14 protein-coding genes and 2 pseudogenes are annotated in these 17,777 nt (G+C 41.2%); 10 read left to right on the forward strand and 6 right to left on the reverse strand.

Going from position 1 to position 17,777, the window contains the following annotated elements:
• Window positions 1–29: 29 nt before the first annotated feature.
• Window positions 30–782: an AraC family transcriptional regulator gene (locus tag EG365_RS15310; RefSeq protein ID WP_000177080.1), complete on the forward strand. Its 753-nt coding sequence runs from the start codon at window positions 30–32 to the stop codon at window positions 780–782.
• Between the two features lie 65 nt (window positions 783–847).
• Here EG365_RS15310 and abaF (EG365_RS15315) read toward each other — a convergent pair.
• The 5 genes and pseudogenes from abaF (EG365_RS15315) to EG365_RS15335 all read right to left on the reverse strand — a co-directional run.
• A pseudogene (gene abaF, locus EG365_RS15315) lies at window positions 848–1,633 on the reverse strand (fosfomycin efflux MFS transporter AbaF); the annotation flags it as partial.
• Window positions 1,634–1,652: 19 nt separating this feature from the next.
• A protein-coding gene (locus tag EG365_RS15320) for an IS4-like element ISAba1 family transposase (RefSeq protein WP_085940413.1) occupies window positions 1,653–2,743 on the reverse strand; the annotation gives its coding sequence in 2 pieces (ribosomal slippage) (window positions 1,653–2,203 and window positions 2,203–2,743; 1,092 coding nt in all).
• 70 nt (window positions 2,744–2,813) lie between these two features.
• Window positions 2,814–3,326: pseudogene (gene abaF, locus EG365_RS15325) on the reverse strand (fosfomycin efflux MFS transporter AbaF); the annotation flags it as partial.
• Window positions 3,327–3,484: 158 nt separating this feature from the next.
• Window positions 3,485–5,065: an aldehyde dehydrogenase (NADP(+)) gene (locus EG365_RS15330; protein ID WP_000932303.1), complete on the reverse strand. Its 1,581-nt coding sequence runs from the start codon at window positions 5,063–5,065 to the stop codon at window positions 3,485–3,487.
• A gap of 152 nt (window positions 5,066–5,217) precedes the next feature.
• On the reverse strand, window positions 5,218–6,789 hold the full coding sequence (locus tag EG365_RS15335) for an APC family permease (protein WP_000203775.1): 1,572 nt from the start codon (window positions 6,787–6,789) through the stop codon (window positions 5,218–5,220).
• Between the two features lie 449 nt (window positions 6,790–7,238).
• Here EG365_RS15335 and EG365_RS15340 point away from each other — a divergent pair, with 449 nt between their 5' ends.
• Complete coding sequence (locus EG365_RS15340) at window positions 7,239–8,618, forward strand: L-serine ammonia-lyase (protein ID WP_000470937.1); 1,380 nt, start codon at window positions 7,239–7,241, stop codon at window positions 8,616–8,618.
• Window positions 8,619–8,661: 43 nt separating this feature from the next.
• On the opposite strand, the gene paaZ is transcribed toward EG365_RS15340, so the two are convergent.
• Window positions 8,662–10,764 (reverse strand): phenylacetic acid degradation bifunctional protein PaaZ, encoded by a 2,103-nt coding sequence (paaZ, locus tag EG365_RS15345; protein ID WP_000892936.1) that lies wholly within the window; start codon window positions 10,762–10,764, stop codon window positions 8,662–8,664.
• Between the two features lie 265 nt (window positions 10,765–11,029).
• Between paaZ and paaA the strand changes: the two genes are divergently transcribed.
• From paaA to EG365_RS15385, 8 genes are read left to right on the forward strand one after another with little or no spacing between them, the layout of a single operon-like run.
• Window positions 11,030–11,968 (forward strand): 1,2-phenylacetyl-CoA epoxidase subunit PaaA, encoded by a 939-nt coding sequence (paaA, locus tag EG365_RS15350; protein ID WP_000431126.1) that lies wholly within the window; start codon window positions 11,030–11,032, stop codon window positions 11,966–11,968.
• A gap of 32 nt (window positions 11,969–12,000) precedes the next feature.
• On the forward strand, window positions 12,001–12,291 hold the full coding sequence (paaB, locus tag EG365_RS15355; protein ID WP_000389648.1) for a 1,2-phenylacetyl-CoA epoxidase subunit PaaB: 291 nt from the start codon (window positions 12,001–12,003) through the stop codon (window positions 12,289–12,291).
• Window positions 12,292–12,303: 12 nt separating this feature from the next.
• Window positions 12,304–13,059 (forward strand): 1,2-phenylacetyl-CoA epoxidase subunit PaaC, encoded by a 756-nt coding sequence (paaC, locus tag EG365_RS15360; protein WP_001016788.1) that lies wholly within the window; start codon window positions 12,304–12,306, stop codon window positions 13,057–13,059.
• Between the two features lie 16 nt (window positions 13,060–13,075).
• The gene (gene paaD / locus EG365_RS15365) at window positions 13,076–13,576 is read left to right on the forward strand and encodes a 1,2-phenylacetyl-CoA epoxidase subunit PaaD (RefSeq protein WP_001177939.1); all 501 of its coding nucleotides are present in this window, start codon (window positions 13,076–13,078) and stop codon (window positions 13,574–13,576) included.
• A gap of 23 nt (window positions 13,577–13,599) precedes the next feature.
• Window positions 13,600–14,661, forward strand: a complete 1,062-nt coding sequence (paaE, locus tag EG365_RS15370; RefSeq protein WP_000077460.1) for a 1,2-phenylacetyl-CoA epoxidase subunit PaaE — start codon at window positions 13,600–13,602, stop codon at window positions 14,659–14,661.
• An 8-nt stretch (window positions 14,662–14,669) separates the two neighbouring features.
• On the forward strand, window positions 14,670–15,443 hold the full coding sequence (locus EG365_RS15375; protein ID WP_001156946.1) for an enoyl-CoA hydratase-related protein: 774 nt from the start codon (window positions 14,670–14,672) through the stop codon (window positions 15,441–15,443).
• A complete protein-coding gene (paaG, locus tag EG365_RS15380; RefSeq protein WP_000386305.1) occupies window positions 15,443–16,234 on the forward strand; it encodes a 2-(1,2-epoxy-1,2-dihydrophenyl)acetyl-CoA isomerase PaaG in 792 nt (263 codons plus the stop codon). The genes EG365_RS15375 and paaG overlap by 1 nt, the downstream gene beginning before the upstream one ends.
• A gap of 2 nt (window positions 16,235–16,236) precedes the next feature.
• Window positions 16,237–17,775, forward strand: coding sequence for a 3-hydroxyacyl-CoA dehydrogenase (locus EG365_RS15385; RefSeq protein WP_000130581.1), 1,539 nt, complete (start codon window positions 16,237–16,239; stop codon window positions 17,773–17,775).
• Window positions 17,776–17,777: the final 2 nt, after the last annotated feature.

The raw sequence follows: 17,777 nt of genomic DNA on the forward strand, positions 1-17,777 counted from the left end.
ACAAGTTATAACTTTGTCCGCTCTAGCTCATGACTTTGGTTCAAATTCCGAAACTAACTACCACTTTGGAAGATTTCTTAAAAAATCTGGAAAGTATAGAACCATTGTTTGATGCTTTATCTTCGGTGGTTTTTTTCATCAAAAATACCGAAGCACGCTATGTCTTTGTCAATCAAACATTAGTAAATCGCTGCGGTCTAAAGGATAAAACTGCAATATTGGGAAAAACCTCTTCTGAAGTTTTTCCTCATTCACTTGGGAAAATATATACATCGCAAGACTTGCAAGTCATTCGCCGCGGTAAAAAGTTAACAGAGCAATTAGAACTACATTTATATGCAAAAAATCAGTCGGGTTGGTGTTTAACTTATAAAGAACCTTTATTTGATGCGGATGGAAACCTAGTAGGAATAGCGGGTATTTCTAATGATTTAAATGTGCCTGAAAATACACATCCTGCTTTTTACAAAATGGTTCAAGTTGAGGAATATATTAAAAAGAATTACGCCGAAACCATTACTTTGGCGCATTTGACCGCAATTGCTGGCGTGTCGGTGGCTCAGTTAGAACGTTATTGCAAAAAAATATACCATTTAACGCCTCGGCAAATGATTAGCAAAATTCGTCTCCAAGTCGCTACTGAACTGCTTGCGACTGACTTACCGATTACTCAAATTGGTTTGCGCTGTGGTTATACCGACCATAGTGCTTTTTGTCGTCAGTTTAAATTGCATACAGGCATGTCACCTACTTTGTATCGGGCCTCTATCAAAAATATTTAGATAAAAAAATGGGTTGTATAGAACAACCCAAATCATTATTAAGTGCTGAATTTGTATATCAAAGATTAATCTTTAAAAGCTAGAGATCGGCCTTTGGTTTCTTTAACTAGCAAAATCGAGACAATAGAGATTAGACTTGCGGCAACCAAATATAAAGAAATCGGAATCGAACTATTAAATTCTTTGAGTAATGTTAGGGCAATTAATGGAGCAAGCGAACCTGCCATAATGGGTGCGACTTGATAACAAAATGAAAGCGCCGTATAGCGGATGTGAGTTGGAAATAACTCAGTCATTAACGCAGAGTAAGGCGAGTAGGTCATGGACTCAATAAATAAACCAAGCACAATTGCTAACATAATGAGCCAGTCATTGCCTGTATCCATTAAAGGAAAGCCGACAAAACCCCAAAAAGCAGTAAGTACAGCTCCAATAAGATAAATAGGTTTGCGGCCAAATATATCGCTTAAATGCCCCATAAAAGGAATAATAAAGAAATGGATCAGATGAGCGCCAAACATGAGCAGTAAGATCTGTGAAGTATCTTTATGGACGACTAACTTTAAATAACTGATCGAAAAAGTAACCACCATATAGTACAAAATGTTTTCTGCAAATCTGGCACCGATACCCGCAATAACAGATTTCTTATGATATTTTAAAACCTCAATAATCCCGAGTTGTTGCTTTTCAAGAAGCTGTTGTTTGGCCTGTGCTTCTTTAAACACTTCGGCATCGTCTACATTTTTTCGGATCCATAAACCAATCAGTACCACGACTGCTGAGAACCAGAATGCACAGCGCCATCCCCAATCTAGGAATTGTTCGGGTGAGAGGTTTTTTGAAAGTAATCTCTGTACACGACAAATTTCACAGAACCCTTATCCTATCAGGGTTCTGCCTTCTTAAAATTGCCAAAATTTCCTTAAACTCTTCTTTTTTCCCAAAACCAATTAAACGCTGAATCGCCATTTGAACATAGTCTAAACCATAGCGAAATAAACTCATTGAGAGTCGTCCATGCTTCTTTATTTTTATCGCTTTTTTTTGATCATGTTGCCATTCACCCGTTAAGTAACACCAACAGAAGCTTATAGCTAACACCGCAATCAATTTTTTCACTCGTCTAGGGTCTGTCAAGCGCGTATTTTCAAGATTAAACCCGCGTCCTTTGAGACAACTGAATAAGGTTTCAATTTCCCAGCGTAATGCATAATCCTGAATAGCATTGGCATTAAACTGAGGAGAAACGACGAGTAAAAGCTCTCCATTTTCTAACTGTAGTGCACTTATATATAGTTTCACCCGACCAACCAAAATCCGTCGTTTACGACATTCAATTTGACCAACTTTAAGATGGCGAAATAAATCACTAATTTTATGATTCTTTCCTAAATGATTGGTGACAATGAAGTTTTTTTAACACGAATGCAGAAGTTGATGTCTTGTTCAATTAACCATGTAAACCACTGCTCACCGATAAACTCTCTGTCTGCGAACACATTCACAATACGGTCTTTACCAAAAATGGCTATAAAGCGTTGAATCAAAGCAATACGCTCTTTCGTATCTGAATTTCCACGTTTATTAAGCAATGTCCAAAGGATAGGTATCGCTATTCCACGATAAACGATTGCGAGCATCAGGATATTAATATTTCGTTTTCCCCATTTCCAATTGGTTCTATCTAAAGTCAGTTGCACTTGGTCGAATGAAAACATATTGAAAATCAACTGAGAAATTTGACGATAATCAAAATACTGACCTGCAAAGAAGCGCTGCATACGTCGATAAAATGATTGTGGTAAGCACTTGATGGGCAAGGCTTTAGATGCAGAAGAAAGATTACATGTTTGCTTTAAAATAATCACAAGCATGATGAGCGCAAAGCACTTTAAATGTGACTTGTTCCATTTTAGATATTTGTTTAAGATAAGATATAACTCATTGAGATGTGTCATAGTATTCGTCGTTAGAAAACAATTATTATGACATTATTTCAATGAGTTATCTATTTTTATCGTGTACAGAGGAAAGTAATAATAAAACCAGTGTGGCTACTAAATTTCCGAGCGGTACGCCAGTTTGTGGCCAGCTTGCCCAATAACCTCTGCGATCATCTGGACTGTGCTCTGAAACTAAAATAACTGCGCCGCCCCATTCACCACCAAAAGCAAAACCTTGAATTAAACGCAGTATCACTAGGAGTGTAGGTGCCCAATAGCCAATTTGATGAAAGGTCGGAATACAGCCCATTAAAAAGGTAGTGATACCGACAATAATCAGGCTAATTTGCAATAATTTCTTGCGACCAATTTTATCGCCGTAGTGACCAAATACGAGGCCACCGAGAGGTCTTGCTAAAAAGCCAACGGCATACAGGGCAAAGGCCGCCAAAATTCCATCTATAGCATTGCCGGTTTGTTGAAAGAAAAGTTCGCCAAAGACGAGGGCAGAAGCGGTTCCATAAAGGAAAAATTCATACCATTCTGCTACGGAGCCAACCATGGAGGCCGCTACAACCTTTTTTAATGTTGTCGTCATATACCAATATCCTTATTTGAAAATATGTTACGCATTGATTTGATGGAGCATCTTGCTATTCATTTTTTGCACTTTTTTATTTAAATAATGTGCGGTTACGCTGGAGGCTTTGAACTAAAAAAAGGAGTTCATCTCTTGGATAAACTCCTTTAAAAAAATTAAAGAGCAGCTTTACTCATTTCACCATTGACCAAGCGCGCAATACCAAGCGGATTGGCATTTTGAAGGGCGAGTGGCAATAAGTGATCTGGATAGTTTTGATAACATACTGGACGTAAATAGCGCTCGATTGCCAAGGTTCCTACCGATGTACCGCGTGCATCTGAAGTTGCAGGATATGGCCCGCCGTGTACCATGGCATCGCAGACTTCCACACCTGTTGGGTAACCATTTAGAAGTAAACGTCCTGCTTTTTCTTCGAGTAATGGAATAAGGGTCGCGAAGTTCTCAAAATCTTGTGGCTCGGCAATTAATGATGCTGTAAGTTGACCACGTAGACCGCTTAATGCGAGAGCGAGCTGCTCTGCCGATTCAACTTCAATCACAATTGTCGTTGGACCGAATACTTCTTCTTGAAGTAATTCATCACGTTCGAGTAAAAGAGATACATCTGCTTTAAAGAGCTGAGGATAGGCTTGCTGGCCTTGTTGGGGTTGACCCGCTAAATGCTCAATTTTGTCATGGGCGAGTAATTCTTTAAGACCATGCTCATAGCTTCTTAAAGTACCTTTGTTAAGCATGGTTTGTGGCGGTTGCTGAGCCATTGCAGCCTTGAACTGGTCAAGGAATTGGCTAAATTCCGGTGATTTAATTCCAATAATTAAACCGGGATTAGTACAGAACTGACCGCAGCCTAAAACCACCGAACCACTAAGTTCAGTCGCAATTTTATCACCACGCACTTTTAGAGCTGCGGTTAATAAAATCATTGGGTTAATGCTCGACATTTCGGCAAAAACAGGAATGGGTTCAGGACGTGCGGCAGCTAAATCGCATAGAGCTCGACCACCTTTAAGTGAACCTGTAAATCCAACGGCTTTAATTGCAGGATGTTTTACCAGTGGCTCACCGACACCTTGACCATAAATCATGCTAAAGATACCTTTTGGCATGGCGCATTTCTCAATCGCACTACAAATGGCATTTGCAATAGATTCGGCCGTTGCCATGTGACCGCTATGAGCCTTCACAATAACTGGACATCCAGCAGCAAGTGCTGAAGCGGTATCGCCACCCGCAGTAGAAAAGGCAAGAGGGAAGTTACTTGCACCAAATACGGCAACTGGTCCAACACCGATTTTATATTGACGTAAATCTGGACGTGGAAGTGGCTGGCGCTCAGGTAAAGCCAAATCAATACGGGCGCCTAAATAGTCACCACGGCGTAATACTTGAGCAAATAGGCGTAATTGACCTGTGGTCCGCCCACGTTCACCGCGAATACGCGCTTCCGGCAAAGCAGTTTCTTGACAGACTGTTGCAATAAACTGGTCATCAAGCGCATCAATTTCACTGGCAATCGTTTCTAGAAAAACGGCGCGTTGTTCTGGCGTAGTTTGTCTAAAAGCCGGATAAGCCAATGCAGCTGCTTGAGCTGCCTGATCAATTTCTTCAGGAGTTGCTTGAGCAAACTGATAGGGTAATGCTTCATCTGTTGCAGCATCGTAGCTTAATACAAACTTACTGCCTGCACTTGAACGTTGACCTGCAATAAAATTTTGACCAGTAATATTTAACATTATCAACCTCACTTGAGAGTGAACGTCAAAAGTGCTTCTTCTGACGTTGGAGAGTTATCAAAGCGAAGGTTTTACATTTGAAAATATTGTATTTTGTATACGGTATTAATCAAAAGAAAACCTTAACTTATATGTGTTTAAGCAAACGATCGCTAAGCTTCATCGTCATTTTTAATCAGTGCTTTTGGTAAACCTGAGCGTATACCCCAGTAGTAGCAACCAAGAGAAATCACCATGACGAATAAGGTGTCGAAAGGCGCTGCCAATAGGTGTGATGCGCCATCACCGAAGCTGCCAAGGTAAGAGGCAAGAATCATTAAAATGTAGTAAACAAGGAGCCATGTTGATGACTTTAACTGTTGGGCAAGGCTGACTTCTTGGGTTGGCACGTAGCGCTTAAAAATGACGTAGAGTGCAAACAAGACGATTTGTGCGCCTAATAACCATGAAATGACATTCCAGCCAGACCAATACACAATAAAAGATGCAATCACAAAAGCGAGAGGCCCGAGAACAGTAAATCCTTTTACATAGAATGGACGTTCAAGCTCAGGAGCATTACGGCGTAAAGCACCCACTGTGACAGGAGCTAGGGCATAACTTAAAACTAATGCTGCTGAAACTACGGAAATTAATTTATCCCAAGATGGAAACGGCATGGTCCAAAATACAGAAAGTGCAAACGTTAACCATAACGCATAACGTGGAATGCCAGATTTTGGATCTACACGCGTAAAAATACGGAAGAATGTATTACTGTTTGACCATGCATAAATGACACGTGGAGTTGCAGCCATATAGATGTTGCCGCAACCAGACGGAGAAATAATGGCATCTGAAACAACTAAAAGTGCTAACCATCCCAAACCTAATAACATGGCAATGTCGCGGTAAGGTAATGGGAACTTGTCACTAAGTCCTGACCAACCATTTGCTAACATATCGGTAGGTACTGCACCTAAGAAAGCAACTTGAAGCACTACATAAATAATCGTTGCCAAAACGACAGATAAGATGAGTGCAAAAGGAATCGTAAATTGAGGACGTTTTACTTCACTGGCTACCGAAATAATCGGCGTTAAACCCAAATACGCAAAAATAATACCGCCAGCAGATACGGCACCTTGTACGCCGTGAGCGCCCATTGGAGCAAACTCGGTCATTGAAAAGTTTGCAGGTTTAAAATGGTATAGAAGAGCAACCATCACTAAAACCGGAACAGCAAATTTCAATGCACTAATCAGGTTGTTGGCAATTGCAAAGGTTTTTACGCTGTAATAGTTCAATGCAAAAAATACGCATAAAAGTGCAAACTGAAACAACCATCCAATGGTAGTTGGAGTTCGAACACCATCATGTACGGCGGTAAGAGAAGGGAACCATGCTGCTGCATATTCGCGGGCAGCGACGACTTCAATTGCAATTAAACTTGAAAAGGCAATGACGGTCACAGAACCCAATAAATATCCTTGTAATGGGCCATGTGAAAATACGGGATAACGGATAATACCGCCTGCTCGGGGTAAGGCTGCGCCTAACTCACAATAAATAATTCCCAGAATTAAAACGGCAAAGCCCCCAATAATCCATGACAATATACCCGCAGGGCCGGCTTGAGAGGCCACATGACTTGCTGAAAATAACCATCCTGAACCGAAAATGGCGCCTAAGCCAATGAATGTAAGATCCATTAGAGATAACTGTTTTTTAAACTGACTTGTCATTACGTTTTCCTTAACGACAGAACTATTGTTCTTTCATATATCGTATACGATATATGGTTATTGGTAAATAGGGGAATTTTTATTCTATTTATGGACAGTGAATGATTTAAATACTATGTAAATGTTTGTTTTTAATTGATTTTAAATATTTTAAATTTCAAGTAAATAACTTGAAAACCAAATATTTTTTATAAAAAATTGGCAAAGGTTTGTGATTTTATTTGCTCAAAAGAACAATTCTTCAATATTGGTTGAGTCATTTACCATTTAAATTAATGGAAAATTCAATTTTTTAAAAAGGCTGTATTAGCAATTGATTGTGTTGTTTTTAGGCAATGAACCATTTATTTTCAGTGCTTTATAGATGGCTTAATGATAATTTTAGAGCTATCCGAAAGGACACAATAACGACGAACATACGAATAATAATGAATCGAAGGTAGGACCACGTGTTTATTAGTGTATTTGATCTTTTTAAAATTGGCATCGGCCCATCTAGCTCCCATACAGTTGGACCCATGCGAGCGGCATACAGTTTTGTGGATGATTTATTGAAGCAAGACGATTTACAAGCCACGGTTAGAGTTCAGGTGAAGTTATACGGTTCGCTGTCGGCAACCGGTGTCGGTCATGCGACAGATAAGTCTGTTCTGTTAGGTTTAATGGGTTTTGACCCTGAACATATTGATACTCAAGTAAGTACAAGCTTGATTGAAGATGTTCTTGAAAATAAAGCCATCCAGCTTAATCAGCAAAAGAGTATTTCTTTTGACTATAAGCATGATGTGCTTTTTTTAGATGAATCTTTGCCTTATCACCCCAACGCAATGGAACTGATTGCGTATAACAGGGCTCAAGAAATTTTATATGCAGAAACTTACTATTCGGTTGGTGGTGGCTTTATTGTCAGTGAAAGACAATTAACACACACCCAAACTGAAACCAACGACGTTAAAGTTCCATATCCATTTCACAGTGCGGCTGAGCTTTTAAGCTTATGTAGAACTCATCATTTATCAGTGAGCGAGTTAATGCTTGAAAATGAAAAAAGCTGGCGGAGTGAAGCTGAGATTCGTAGCAAGATTATGGAAATCTGGAAAGTGATGCAGCAATGTATTCACAACGGATTAATTAATGAAGGCATATTACCGGGCGGATTAAACGTAAAACGTCGGGCTAAAAAAATTCACGATAAGTTATTAAATAAGAAAAACTCAAACCTGATTGTGACGACTTTTCATGCAATGGAATGGGTCAATTTATTTGCCTTAGCGGTAAATGAGGAAAATGCTGCTGGCGGTCGAGTAGTGACGGCACCTACAAATGGTGCAGCAGGAATTATTCCGGCAGTTTTATATTACTACGTGACTTTCTCTAAAGACTTTTCCGAAGACAAAGTAGTTCGCTTTTTTCTAAGTGCGGCAGCCGTTGGCATTTTATGTAAACTCAATGCTTCTATTTCTGGTGCAGAAGTAGGGTGTCAGGGCGAAGTCGGCTCAGCGTGTGCGATGGCTTCGGCGGGTTTAGCCGAGATTTTAGGAGCGTCTCCTGAACAGGTGGAACATGCGGCTGAAATTGGGCTTGAACATAACTTGGGTTTAACGTGTGACCCGATTGGTGGTTTGGTTCAGGTGCCTTGCATTGAACGAAATGCAATTGCAGCTGTAAAAGCCATTAATGCAGCCCAAATGGCACTTCATGATGACGATGAACACTTTGTCACGCTAGATAAAGTGATTCAAACCATGAAAGAAACAGGCAGAGATATGTCTGAGAAATATAAAGAGACTTCAAAAGGTGGTCTCGCTGTTAACGCCATTGAGTGTTAAAAAAATGAGATGGGGACGAGGTGACCCCATCTCATTTTAAACATTAAGCCTCGCGAGCAACTAAAGTTAAAATGTCATAAGTTGCGACAAGTTCACCACGTTGGTTTTTGACTTTAATATCCCATACCACAACGCCATGCGCAGGCTGAGAAGCGTCTTTTTGTGGTTTAGGGGTTTTCTGTTTACAGGTCAGTTCAACCTGAATCGAGTCACCAATTTTAACTGGTTCAACAAAACGTAAGTTGTCCATACCATAATTGGCAATCACAGGGCCTTGTGCTGCATCTACAAATAGACCTGCTGCGGCAGACACAATGAAGTAACCGTGTGCCACACGTTCACCAAAGAAAGACTCGGCAGCTGCAATTTTGTCAGTATGTGCATAGAAGTAGTCACCGCTTAAACAAGCAAAATTGACAATATCTGCTTCGGTGACTGTACGGCGCGCCGTTAATAAACGCTCACCAATCACTAACTCATCAAAAGACTTTTTAAATGGATGTACGCGGTCTTCATTAACTTTTGAGCCAGCAGTCCATGAGTGAGTAATTTGTGTCAGACTGTTTGGAGAGCCTTGAATTGCAGTGCGCTGCATATAATGTTTAACCGCGCGAATACCACCTAACTCTTCACCGCCACCTGCACGGCCAGGGCCGCCGTGTACTAAATGTGGAAGTGGTGAACCATGACCTGTACTTTCTTTTGCTGACTCTGCATCGAGTACATGCACACGGCCATGCCAAGGCGCAATTTTTTGAATAATCTGCTCAATATTCTCATCGTTATTTTTAACGACAGAAGCCACTAGGCTACCTTCACCACGTGAAACAAGGTCAGCTAGTTCTTCAATGTTTTGATATGGCATGAGTGTACATACCGGACCGAAAGCTTCCGTGGTATGAACATTCGTCGCTTGTAAAGGCTGTTCGCACACCAATAAAGTTGGAGCGAAAAAAGCGCCTTTTTCAGGATGATCTGCATTAAATGTAAAGCTATCGTTGCCACCAAAAACAATTTTTGCATCTTTGCTGAGTTCAGCAACTTTTTCTGCAACGTCATGTTTTTGTTTAATGCTCGCTAAAGCCCCCATGGTGGTTTCTTCTTTTTGAGGGTCACCCACCACAACTTTAGCAAGTTTGGCAGTTAGCTTTTCTTGCACAGTTGCTAACAAGTTTTCAGGAACAAATGCACGACGAATGGCAGTACATTTTTGGCCTGCTTTGGTGGTCATTTCGCGGAAGACTTCACGCACAAATAAATCGACAGTTTCTTCATTTGCCTCAGGGCTTAAAATTGCACTGTTTACCGAGTCGGCTTCCATACTAAATGGAATCGAATATTTATTGAGGTGAGGGTGGTTACGTAGTTTTTGGCCTGTGTAGGCAGAACCTGTAAAAGTCACGCAGTCTTGTGGACCTAACTGTTCTAACAGGTCATAAGTCTGACCGCAAATGAGTTGTAGTGCGCCTTTTGGTAAGACATGTGTTTCTTCAATGGCTTTTACAACTGCTTGAGTTAATTGGGCACCATCGGTTGCTGGTTTCACAATACATGGCACGCCTGCAAGTAGCGTCGGTGCAATCTTTTCAAGCATTCCCCAAATTGGAAAGTTAAAAGCATTAATATGAACGGCAACACCTGCTTTAGGACTTAAAATGTGCTTAGCACCGAAAGTCCCATTTTTAGATAATTGAATCCAGCTGTCTTCAGTAATAATTTTTTCATCATTGAGTTCACGGCGAACCAGACTCGAATAAGCAAATAATGTCTGGATCCCACCTTCAATATCAATCCACGCATCTTTACGAGTTGCGCCTGTGGCATAAGCAAGTTTGTAGAAGTCTTCCTTGCGTTCAAGTAAATGTTGGGCAATTTGTTTTAACGCATTAGCACGTTGGTGGAATGTCCAGTTAGCCAGTTCTGAACCATTTTGTTTGGCATATTGAACAACACGTTTCATATCAACGCCATGACTACTTACGGCATAAATCGCTTCACCTGTAATGGCATGATAAACGGTACGTAATTCTTCGTCAGACGAATGCCATGTTCCATAGACATAAGAAGCAAGATGAGGCAGTTGATGCTCAGACTGCTGAAAATCTGTGTCAGTTGAGGTTCCTTCTAGGTGTGCTTGTTCAAGCATGACCAAACTCCTTTTTTATTTGATACATCAATTATAAAAATTGCAAAAATATGATTCATAATTTCAGATTAATTTGTATAAAAGTCAACTTTATTTTGATTTTTAAAAGTAAAAAAGTTTTTTACATTTAACTTAATTATATAAATTTCAATAGCTTGTATTGGTTTGTTGTTGTGGATTTAATTTGATACAAAAAAATTAGTTGACTTTGTTTTTTGTGTATCGAAAAATAGATTTAAGGGTGATACCTACAGGGAATGAAAGAATGGAAAACAATTACCAGAAATTTGAACAAAATATTGCCAATGAAATTACGATCGAGGCTAAGGATCAAATGCCTGATGCCTACCGCAAAACATTGATTCGTCAAATCGGGCAACATGGCCATTCTGAAATTGTAGGTATGTTGCCTGAAGGAAACTGGATTACTCGTGCGCCGACTTTAAAACGTAAAGCAGTTTTGCTCGCGAAAGTACAAGATGAAGCGGGTCATGGTTTATATCTGTATAGCGCGGCAGAAACCTTAGGTGCTGACCGTGATGACATGATGGAAAAGTTGATTAATGGGAAAATGAAATACTCATCAATCTTTAACTATCCAACTTTGACTTGGGCAGATGTCGCTGCAATTGGTTGGCTTGTCGATGGGGCAGCCATTGTGAACCAAGTTGCGCTTTGCCGTACTTCATATGGGCCATATGCACGTGCAATGGTACGTATTTGTAAAGAAGAAAGTTTCCACCAACGTCAAGGTTTTGAAGCCATGATGGCTTTGGCAAACGGTACAGCGGAACAAAAACAGATGGCACAAGATGCAGTGAATCGTTTCTGGTGGCCTGCACTCATGATGTTTGGTCCAAGCGATGAACATTCTCCAAACAGCGCACAAAGCATGGCGTGGAAAATCAAACGTTTTAGTAACGATGAATTACGTCAAAAGTTTGTCGATAACACTGTACCGCAAGTGTTGCAACTTGGCTTGGAAGTACCGGACCCAGATTTAAAGTTCAATGAAGAAACAGGCCACTATGAGTTTGGCGAGATTGACTGGCACGAATTTAATGAAGTGATTGCCGGACGTGGACCATGTAATCACGAGCGTATCGAAGCACGCCGTAAAGCATGGGAAAACGGCAAATGGGTTCGTGATGCAGCAGTAGTCTACGCGAAAAAACAGCAGCTTGAAGCGAACAAAGTGGCTTAACAAGATTTATGGAAAAATTTGAGGAAATCAAAATGGAAGATAAAAACAACTGGTCGCTCTACGAAGTATTTGTACGTAGTAAACAAGGCTTAAGCCACCGTCATGTAGGCAGCTTAAGAGCACCTGATGATGAAATTGCACTGCAACATGCTCGTGATGTTTACACGCGTCGTAATGAAGGAATTAGCATTTGGGTGGTTCGTTCAGAACTGATTAAGTCATCACAGCCAGATGAAAAAGCTGAATTTTTCGATCCTTCTTTAGACAAGGTTTATCGTCATCCGACTTTTTACCATATCCCAGATGGCATTGAGCACATGTAAGGGGAATGGCAAATGAATCATTCAGTTTTATCTAAATTCTTATTACATATTGGCGACAGCCAACTGGTTTTATCTCAGCGTTTGGCTGAATGGTGCGGGCATGCACCTGAGCTTGAAATTGATATTGCCTTAGCCAATATCGGCTTGGACTTGTTAGGTCAAGCAAGAAACTTTCTAACGTTGGCTGGTCAATATGATGAAGCTAAGCGTGATGAAGACCAACTTGCGTATTTCCGTACAGAACGTGAGTTTTTAAACCTCTTGTTGTGCGAACAACCCAATGGTGACTTTGCACAAACGATTGTACGCCAATGGTTGATGGACCATTACCATCTTCATTTATTTACGGCCTTAGCGCAAAGCTCACTTCCTGAATTAAGTGCGCTTGCTGTCAAATCTTTAAAAGAAGTGAAGTATCACATTCGCTTTTCGACAAGCTGGATGGAACGTTTAAGTTTAAGCACAGATGAAGCGCATCAACGTGTACAAGACGGTTTAGATAATTTATGGCGCTTTACCGCTGAATTATTTGAACTGAGTGCAGACGAAAAAGCACTAGTTGCAGAAGGCGTGATTCCAGATTTTTCAAATGAAAAAGAACAATGGAACCAAACCATTGCAGATGAGCTTAAGCGTTTTGAATTAAATGTTGCTGTGAACGGTGCTTATCGCCGTGGTGCGAAACAAGGATTGCATACCGAGCATTTGGGTTATTTATTGGCTGAAATGCAATGTATTCAAAGAACTTATCCGGGAATGACCTGGTAAGACAAGGAGGTGAGCCATGCAAATGATTCGTCATTGCATCGACCAATGTTGGGACGTTCTACAAACGGTAAGTGACCCTGAAATTCCGGTTTTATCAGTTGTCGATTTGGGCATGATTCGCGGTGTAGAGATTAACGATCAACAAGAAATTATTGTTCGTCTAACTCCAACATATAGCGGTTGCCCAGCAACGGATATGCTCAAAGCACAAATTGTGGAGGCATTTACCGCAGAAGCTTTGACACCGGTCAAAGTCATGGTCGATTTATCAGAAGCATGGACCACGGACTGGATGTCTGAAGCAGGGAAAAAGAAACTGCAAGTTTATGGCATTGCACCACCTGAAGGGTTGGCGCATCAATGTGGAACTCATGTTCACTTAACAAATGGTGTCGAGTGCCCACGTTGTAAAAGCCGACATACCCGACTGTTAACAGAGTTTAGTTCTACCGCCTGTAAAGCACTTTATAAATGTCAGGACTGTCTTGAGCCTTTTGATTACTTCAAATGTATTTAAGTCTTTAGATAAGGAAATCAGCCATGAGCCAATTTGTACCATTAAAAGTAAAAAGTATTACACCGCAAACCGATCAGGCAATTTGTATTGCATTTGACGTTGTACCTGAACAACAAGAACAATTCCAATTTCAACCGGGTCAACACTTAACCATTCGCCATTTAACCGAAGCGGGTGAAATCCGCCGTTGTTATTCAATTTGTAGCTATGCGGGCAAAGAAGACATCAGTATTGCGGTTAAAAAAATTGATCAAGGGCAATTTTCAAACTGGGCAAATGACCATTTAAAAGTGGGCGATGTGCTTGAAGTCATGCCACCACAAGGTGTGTTTTTTCAAAAAGCAGCCAAGATGGGCGGACAAAACTATTTAGGCGTTGCTGCGGGTAGTGGTATCACGCCAATTTTATCAATTATTAAACAAGTTTTATTTGAACAACCTGAAGCTAACTTTACCTTGCTCTATGGCAATCGCTCATGGAAACAAACCATGTTTGCCGAGCAAATTATGGATTTGAAAGATCAGTTCAAAGAACGCTTTCAACTTATCAATATTTTTTCTCGTGAGTTCAACGATAGTGAACTAATGAACGGTCGTATTGATGCAGAAAAGCTTAAGCAACTTTTTGATTTTGAAGTGCTTGAAACAAATTTTGACCATGTTTTTGCCTGTGGCCCGGACGAAATGATGAATGCCGTAGAAAATACTTTACCGAACTTTGGTATTGCCAAAGAGCGCATTCACACCGAACGTTTCCATACAGGGCAAGCGCGTAAACGTAGTGTTGAAGCGGATGCAAACCGTAAAGAAGAAAAAGTAAACATTATTTTAGATGGCCGTGAACTGATTGTTTCTGTGGCTCAAGATGATGAAAGTATTCTTGATGCGGCTTTGCGTGCGGGTGCCGACTTACCGTATGCATGTAAAGGTGGGGTGTGTGCGACCTGTCGTTGTAAGGTACTTTCTGGCGAAGTCGACATGTTCCTTAACTATAGTCTTGAAGAAGATGAAGTTGAAAAGGGCTATGTGCTGAGCTGTCAGACCTTACCAAAAGGCTCAAATGTTCGCTTGAGTTTTGATGAATAGAGGCTGTCATGCAAGAGTTGATCAAAGCCAGTACAGCTGCTGACGGTGTTTTGTTATTAACCCTAAACCGTCCAGAAAAAAGAAATGCTTTAAACAATGCAACATTACAGTGTTTATGCGAGTTGCTCGAAGAAGCTGAACATAATGCTCAAGTCAAAGCGGTGGTTTTAACGGGTAACGCTCAGTGTTTTGCGGCTGGAGCAGATCTGAGTGAGTTGGCTGCAATGGACGCCGTGTCTTTGCAACTCGATATTCGCCCGAAGCTTTGGCAAAAAATTGATGCGTTTAGTAAGCCACTGATTACAGCAGTGAATGGCTATGCCTTAGGCGCTGGGTTTGAGTTGGTTTTGCATTCAGATATGGTGATTTGCGGTGAAAATGCCCGATTCGCTTTACCTGAAATTGGCCTTGGGATGTTGCCGGGTGCAGGCGGAACACAGCGTTTAGCACGCTTGGTTGGACAACAACTCACCATGCGCTGGGCTATGACAGGTGAAATGATTTCGGCAAAACAAGCCGAGCAACATGGCATTTGCAGTCAAGTGGTTCCGACCGAATTAACCGTTGAATATGCGGTTCAACTTGCAGCCAAAATTGCCAAACAAGCGCCTTTAGCGATTCGCGTGATTAAACAATCAATTAAAAGTATTCATGAAACAACATTAAGTCAGGGACTCAAGTTTGAACGTCAAAACTTTGTCTGGCTGGCGGCTACAAAAGATCGAAACGAAGGGATTAATGCTTTCTTTGAGAAAAGAAAGCCAGTGTTTAGAGGTGAGTGATGGACTATCAAAATATTATTGCTGAAGAAAAAAATGGTGTTGGCTACCTGACATTTAACCGCCCAAAAGCACTGAATAGCTTTAACGTTGATATGCACCGTGAAGTGGCCGAGGTTTTAAGCCAGTGGACTAAAAATCCAGATGTTCGATGTGTTGTGATTAGTGGCGAAGGCCGCGGCTTCTGTGCAGGGCAAGACTTAGGCGACCGTGTAGTAGACCCAAATGCTGAAGCTCCAGATTTAGGATATTCCATTGAAACTTACTATAATCCGCTCATTAAAACGATTGTAAATATGCCAAAGCCTGTCATTTGCGCGGTAAATGGCGTGGCAGCAGGTGCAGGGGCAAATATTGCATTGGCATGTGATTTGGTGATAGCAGCTAAATCGGCAAACTTCGTACAAGCATTTTGCCGCTTAGGTTTGGTTCCAGACTCGGCGGGTACATGGTTTTTACCACGTGCTGTAGGCCATGCGCGTGCGATGGGTTTGACGTTGTTAGGTGACAAGCTCCCCGCAGAAACTGCAAAAGAATGGGGCATGATTTGGGATGTGGTTGAAGACGCCGAGCTTAAAACAAAAGTGACTGAACTCGCTGAACGTTTAGCGAAACAGCCTACATTTGGTCTATCTCTCATTAAAAAAGCCATTCATCAATCAAGCAATAACACTTTTGATGAGCAAATGCTGTTAGAACGAGATTTACAACGCATTGCAGGCCGTTCCGAAGATTATCGTGAAGGTGTACAAGCCTTTATGAATAAACGTGAACCAAATTTTAAAGGGCGCTAAGCATGACAGATTTAGACTTATCTCGTGCCCGAATTGCCGTCATTGGTTCTGGCACTATGGGCATCGGCATTGCCCAGTTAGCCATCGTTAATGGACACACGACCGTTTTATATGATCTAGATGCTCAAAAAGCGCAACAAGCCGTTCAAGGTTTAGGGCAGACGTTTAAAAAGCTGGTTGAAAAGAGCAAGCTCACAGAGCAGCAAGCTGATGAAGCCTTAGCGCGTTTAACAGTGGTCAATCAAATTGAAGCGCTGCGTGATGCTGACTTGGTGATTGAAGCAGTCGTTGAGAAAAAAGAAGTTAAACAGTCTTTATTTAAGCAACTTGCTGAAATTTGTAGTGCGCAAACCATTTTTGCAAGCAATACATCTTCAATTTCAGTGACTGCAATTTCGGCGGGCATTACTCACCCTGAGCGGGTAGTGGGTTTACACTTTTTTAACCCTGCACCAGTCATGAAACTGGTTGAAATTGTACAAGGCTTAAAAACCCCAAACAGCTTATGTTTGGCTTTAAAAAACTTGATGCTGAATTGGAAGAAAATTCCTGTACTCACCAAGTCGACTCCCGGTTTTATTGTTAACCGAATTGCACGGCCGTTTTATGCGGAAGGCTTTAGAGCACTGCAAGAACAAGTCACCAGCTATGACCAGCTAGATTATGCCTTAAAGCAATGTGGCGGTTTTGCGATGGGGCCTTGTGAACTTACTGACCTGATTGGGCAAGATGTTAACTTTTCGGTAACCCAAAGCGTTTACCAAGAGTTCTTTTACGAGCCACGCTATCGTCCAAGCCTCGTTCAAAAAGAATTGGTCGATGCAGGTGCTTGGGGGCGTAAGTCAAAACAAGGCTTTTATACCTATAACGAAAAAAATCAATACCAGACATTTCAGCCTCAAGCTGTGGTTGCCAAACCAGTCGATGCCCATATTCAGCTAAAAGGGACTTGGTCTCAGCTACCTGCTTTTTTAACGCGTTTAGGTTTAAAAAGCGGATCTGCGAGTGATGACAATATCCTTCAAATTGATGATATCGACTTACGTTTAAGCCAAGGTGAGTCAGCCAATATTCATTACCTAAGCCGTAAAGTGGTTTTAATGGATTGGCACCATGATTTTGAGCAGGCGGAGGCTTTAGTACTCAGTCATAACGAGCTTTGTGAAACAAATGATCTGGCTAAAGTTGAGGCTTACTTTGCACAGTTTGGTATGAGCGTGATGTGGATTAAAGACCATCCGGCACTGTTAACCTTACGTACCATCGCTTTACTCATTAATGAAGCCTGCGAAGCAAGTTTACATGGAGTTGCGAGTCTGGAAGATATTGATAATGCCATGAAATATGGAGTGAATTATCCTAAAGGCCCTTACCAGTGGTTGACACAAATGGGTGGCGCTTATGTGCTCCAAACCTTAAATAACTTATATGCACTGTATGGAGAGGAAAAATATCGCGCGAGTATCTACCTCAAGCAATATGTAGCGAAAACCCAAAACATTGCTACTCAATATTCACGTGATATGACCGAATTTGCATAATC

Origin of the sequence: Acinetobacter sp. FDAARGOS_494 (assembly GCF_003812225.1) — a bacterium.
In the GTDB taxonomy this organism is placed as follows: Bacteria; Pseudomonadota; Gammaproteobacteria; order Pseudomonadales; family Moraxellaceae; genus Acinetobacter; species Acinetobacter baumannii.

What these genes read in the sequence shown, in the direction of transcription:
- EG365_RS15335 (WP_000203775.1), bottom strand. Translation starts at nt 6,789, where the DNA reads ATGACAAGTCAGTTTAAAAAACAGTTATCTCTAATGGATCTTACATTC.
- paaA (WP_000431126.1), top strand. Translation starts at nt 11,030, where the DNA reads ATGGAAAACAATTACCAGAAATTTGAACAAAATATTGCCAATGAAATT.
- paaZ (WP_000892936.1), bottom strand. Translation starts at nt 10,764, where the DNA reads ATGCTTGAACAAGCACACCTAGAAGGAACCTCAACTGACACAGATTTT.
- EG365_RS15310 (WP_000177080.1), top strand. Translation starts at nt 30, where the DNA reads ATGACTTTGGTTCAAATTCCGAAACTAACTACCACTTTGGAAGATTTC.
- paaE (WP_000077460.1), top strand. Translation starts at nt 13,600, where the DNA reads ATGAGCCAATTTGTACCATTAAAAGTAAAAAGTATTACACCGCAAACC.
- paaB (WP_000389648.1), top strand. Translation starts at nt 12,001, where the DNA reads ATGGAAGATAAAAACAACTGGTCGCTCTACGAAGTATTTGTACGTAGT.
- paaG (WP_000386305.1), top strand. Translation starts at nt 15,443, where the DNA reads ATGGACTATCAAAATATTATTGCTGAAGAAAAAAATGGTGTTGGCTAC.
- EG365_RS15330 (WP_000932303.1), bottom strand. Translation starts at nt 5,065, where the DNA reads ATGTTAAATATTACTGGTCAAAATTTTATTGCAGGTCAACGTTCAAGT.
- EG365_RS15375 (WP_001156946.1), top strand. Translation starts at nt 14,670, where the DNA reads ATGCAAGAGTTGATCAAAGCCAGTACAGCTGCTGACGGTGTTTTGTTA.
- EG365_RS15385 (WP_000130581.1), top strand. Translation starts at nt 16,237, where the DNA reads ATGACAGATTTAGACTTATCTCGTGCCCGAATTGCCGTCATTGGTTCT.
- paaD (WP_001177939.1), top strand. Translation starts at nt 13,076, where the DNA reads ATGCAAATGATTCGTCATTGCATCGACCAATGTTGGGACGTTCTACAA.
- paaC (WP_001016788.1), top strand. Translation starts at nt 12,304, where the DNA reads ATGAATCATTCAGTTTTATCTAAATTCTTATTACATATTGGCGACAGC.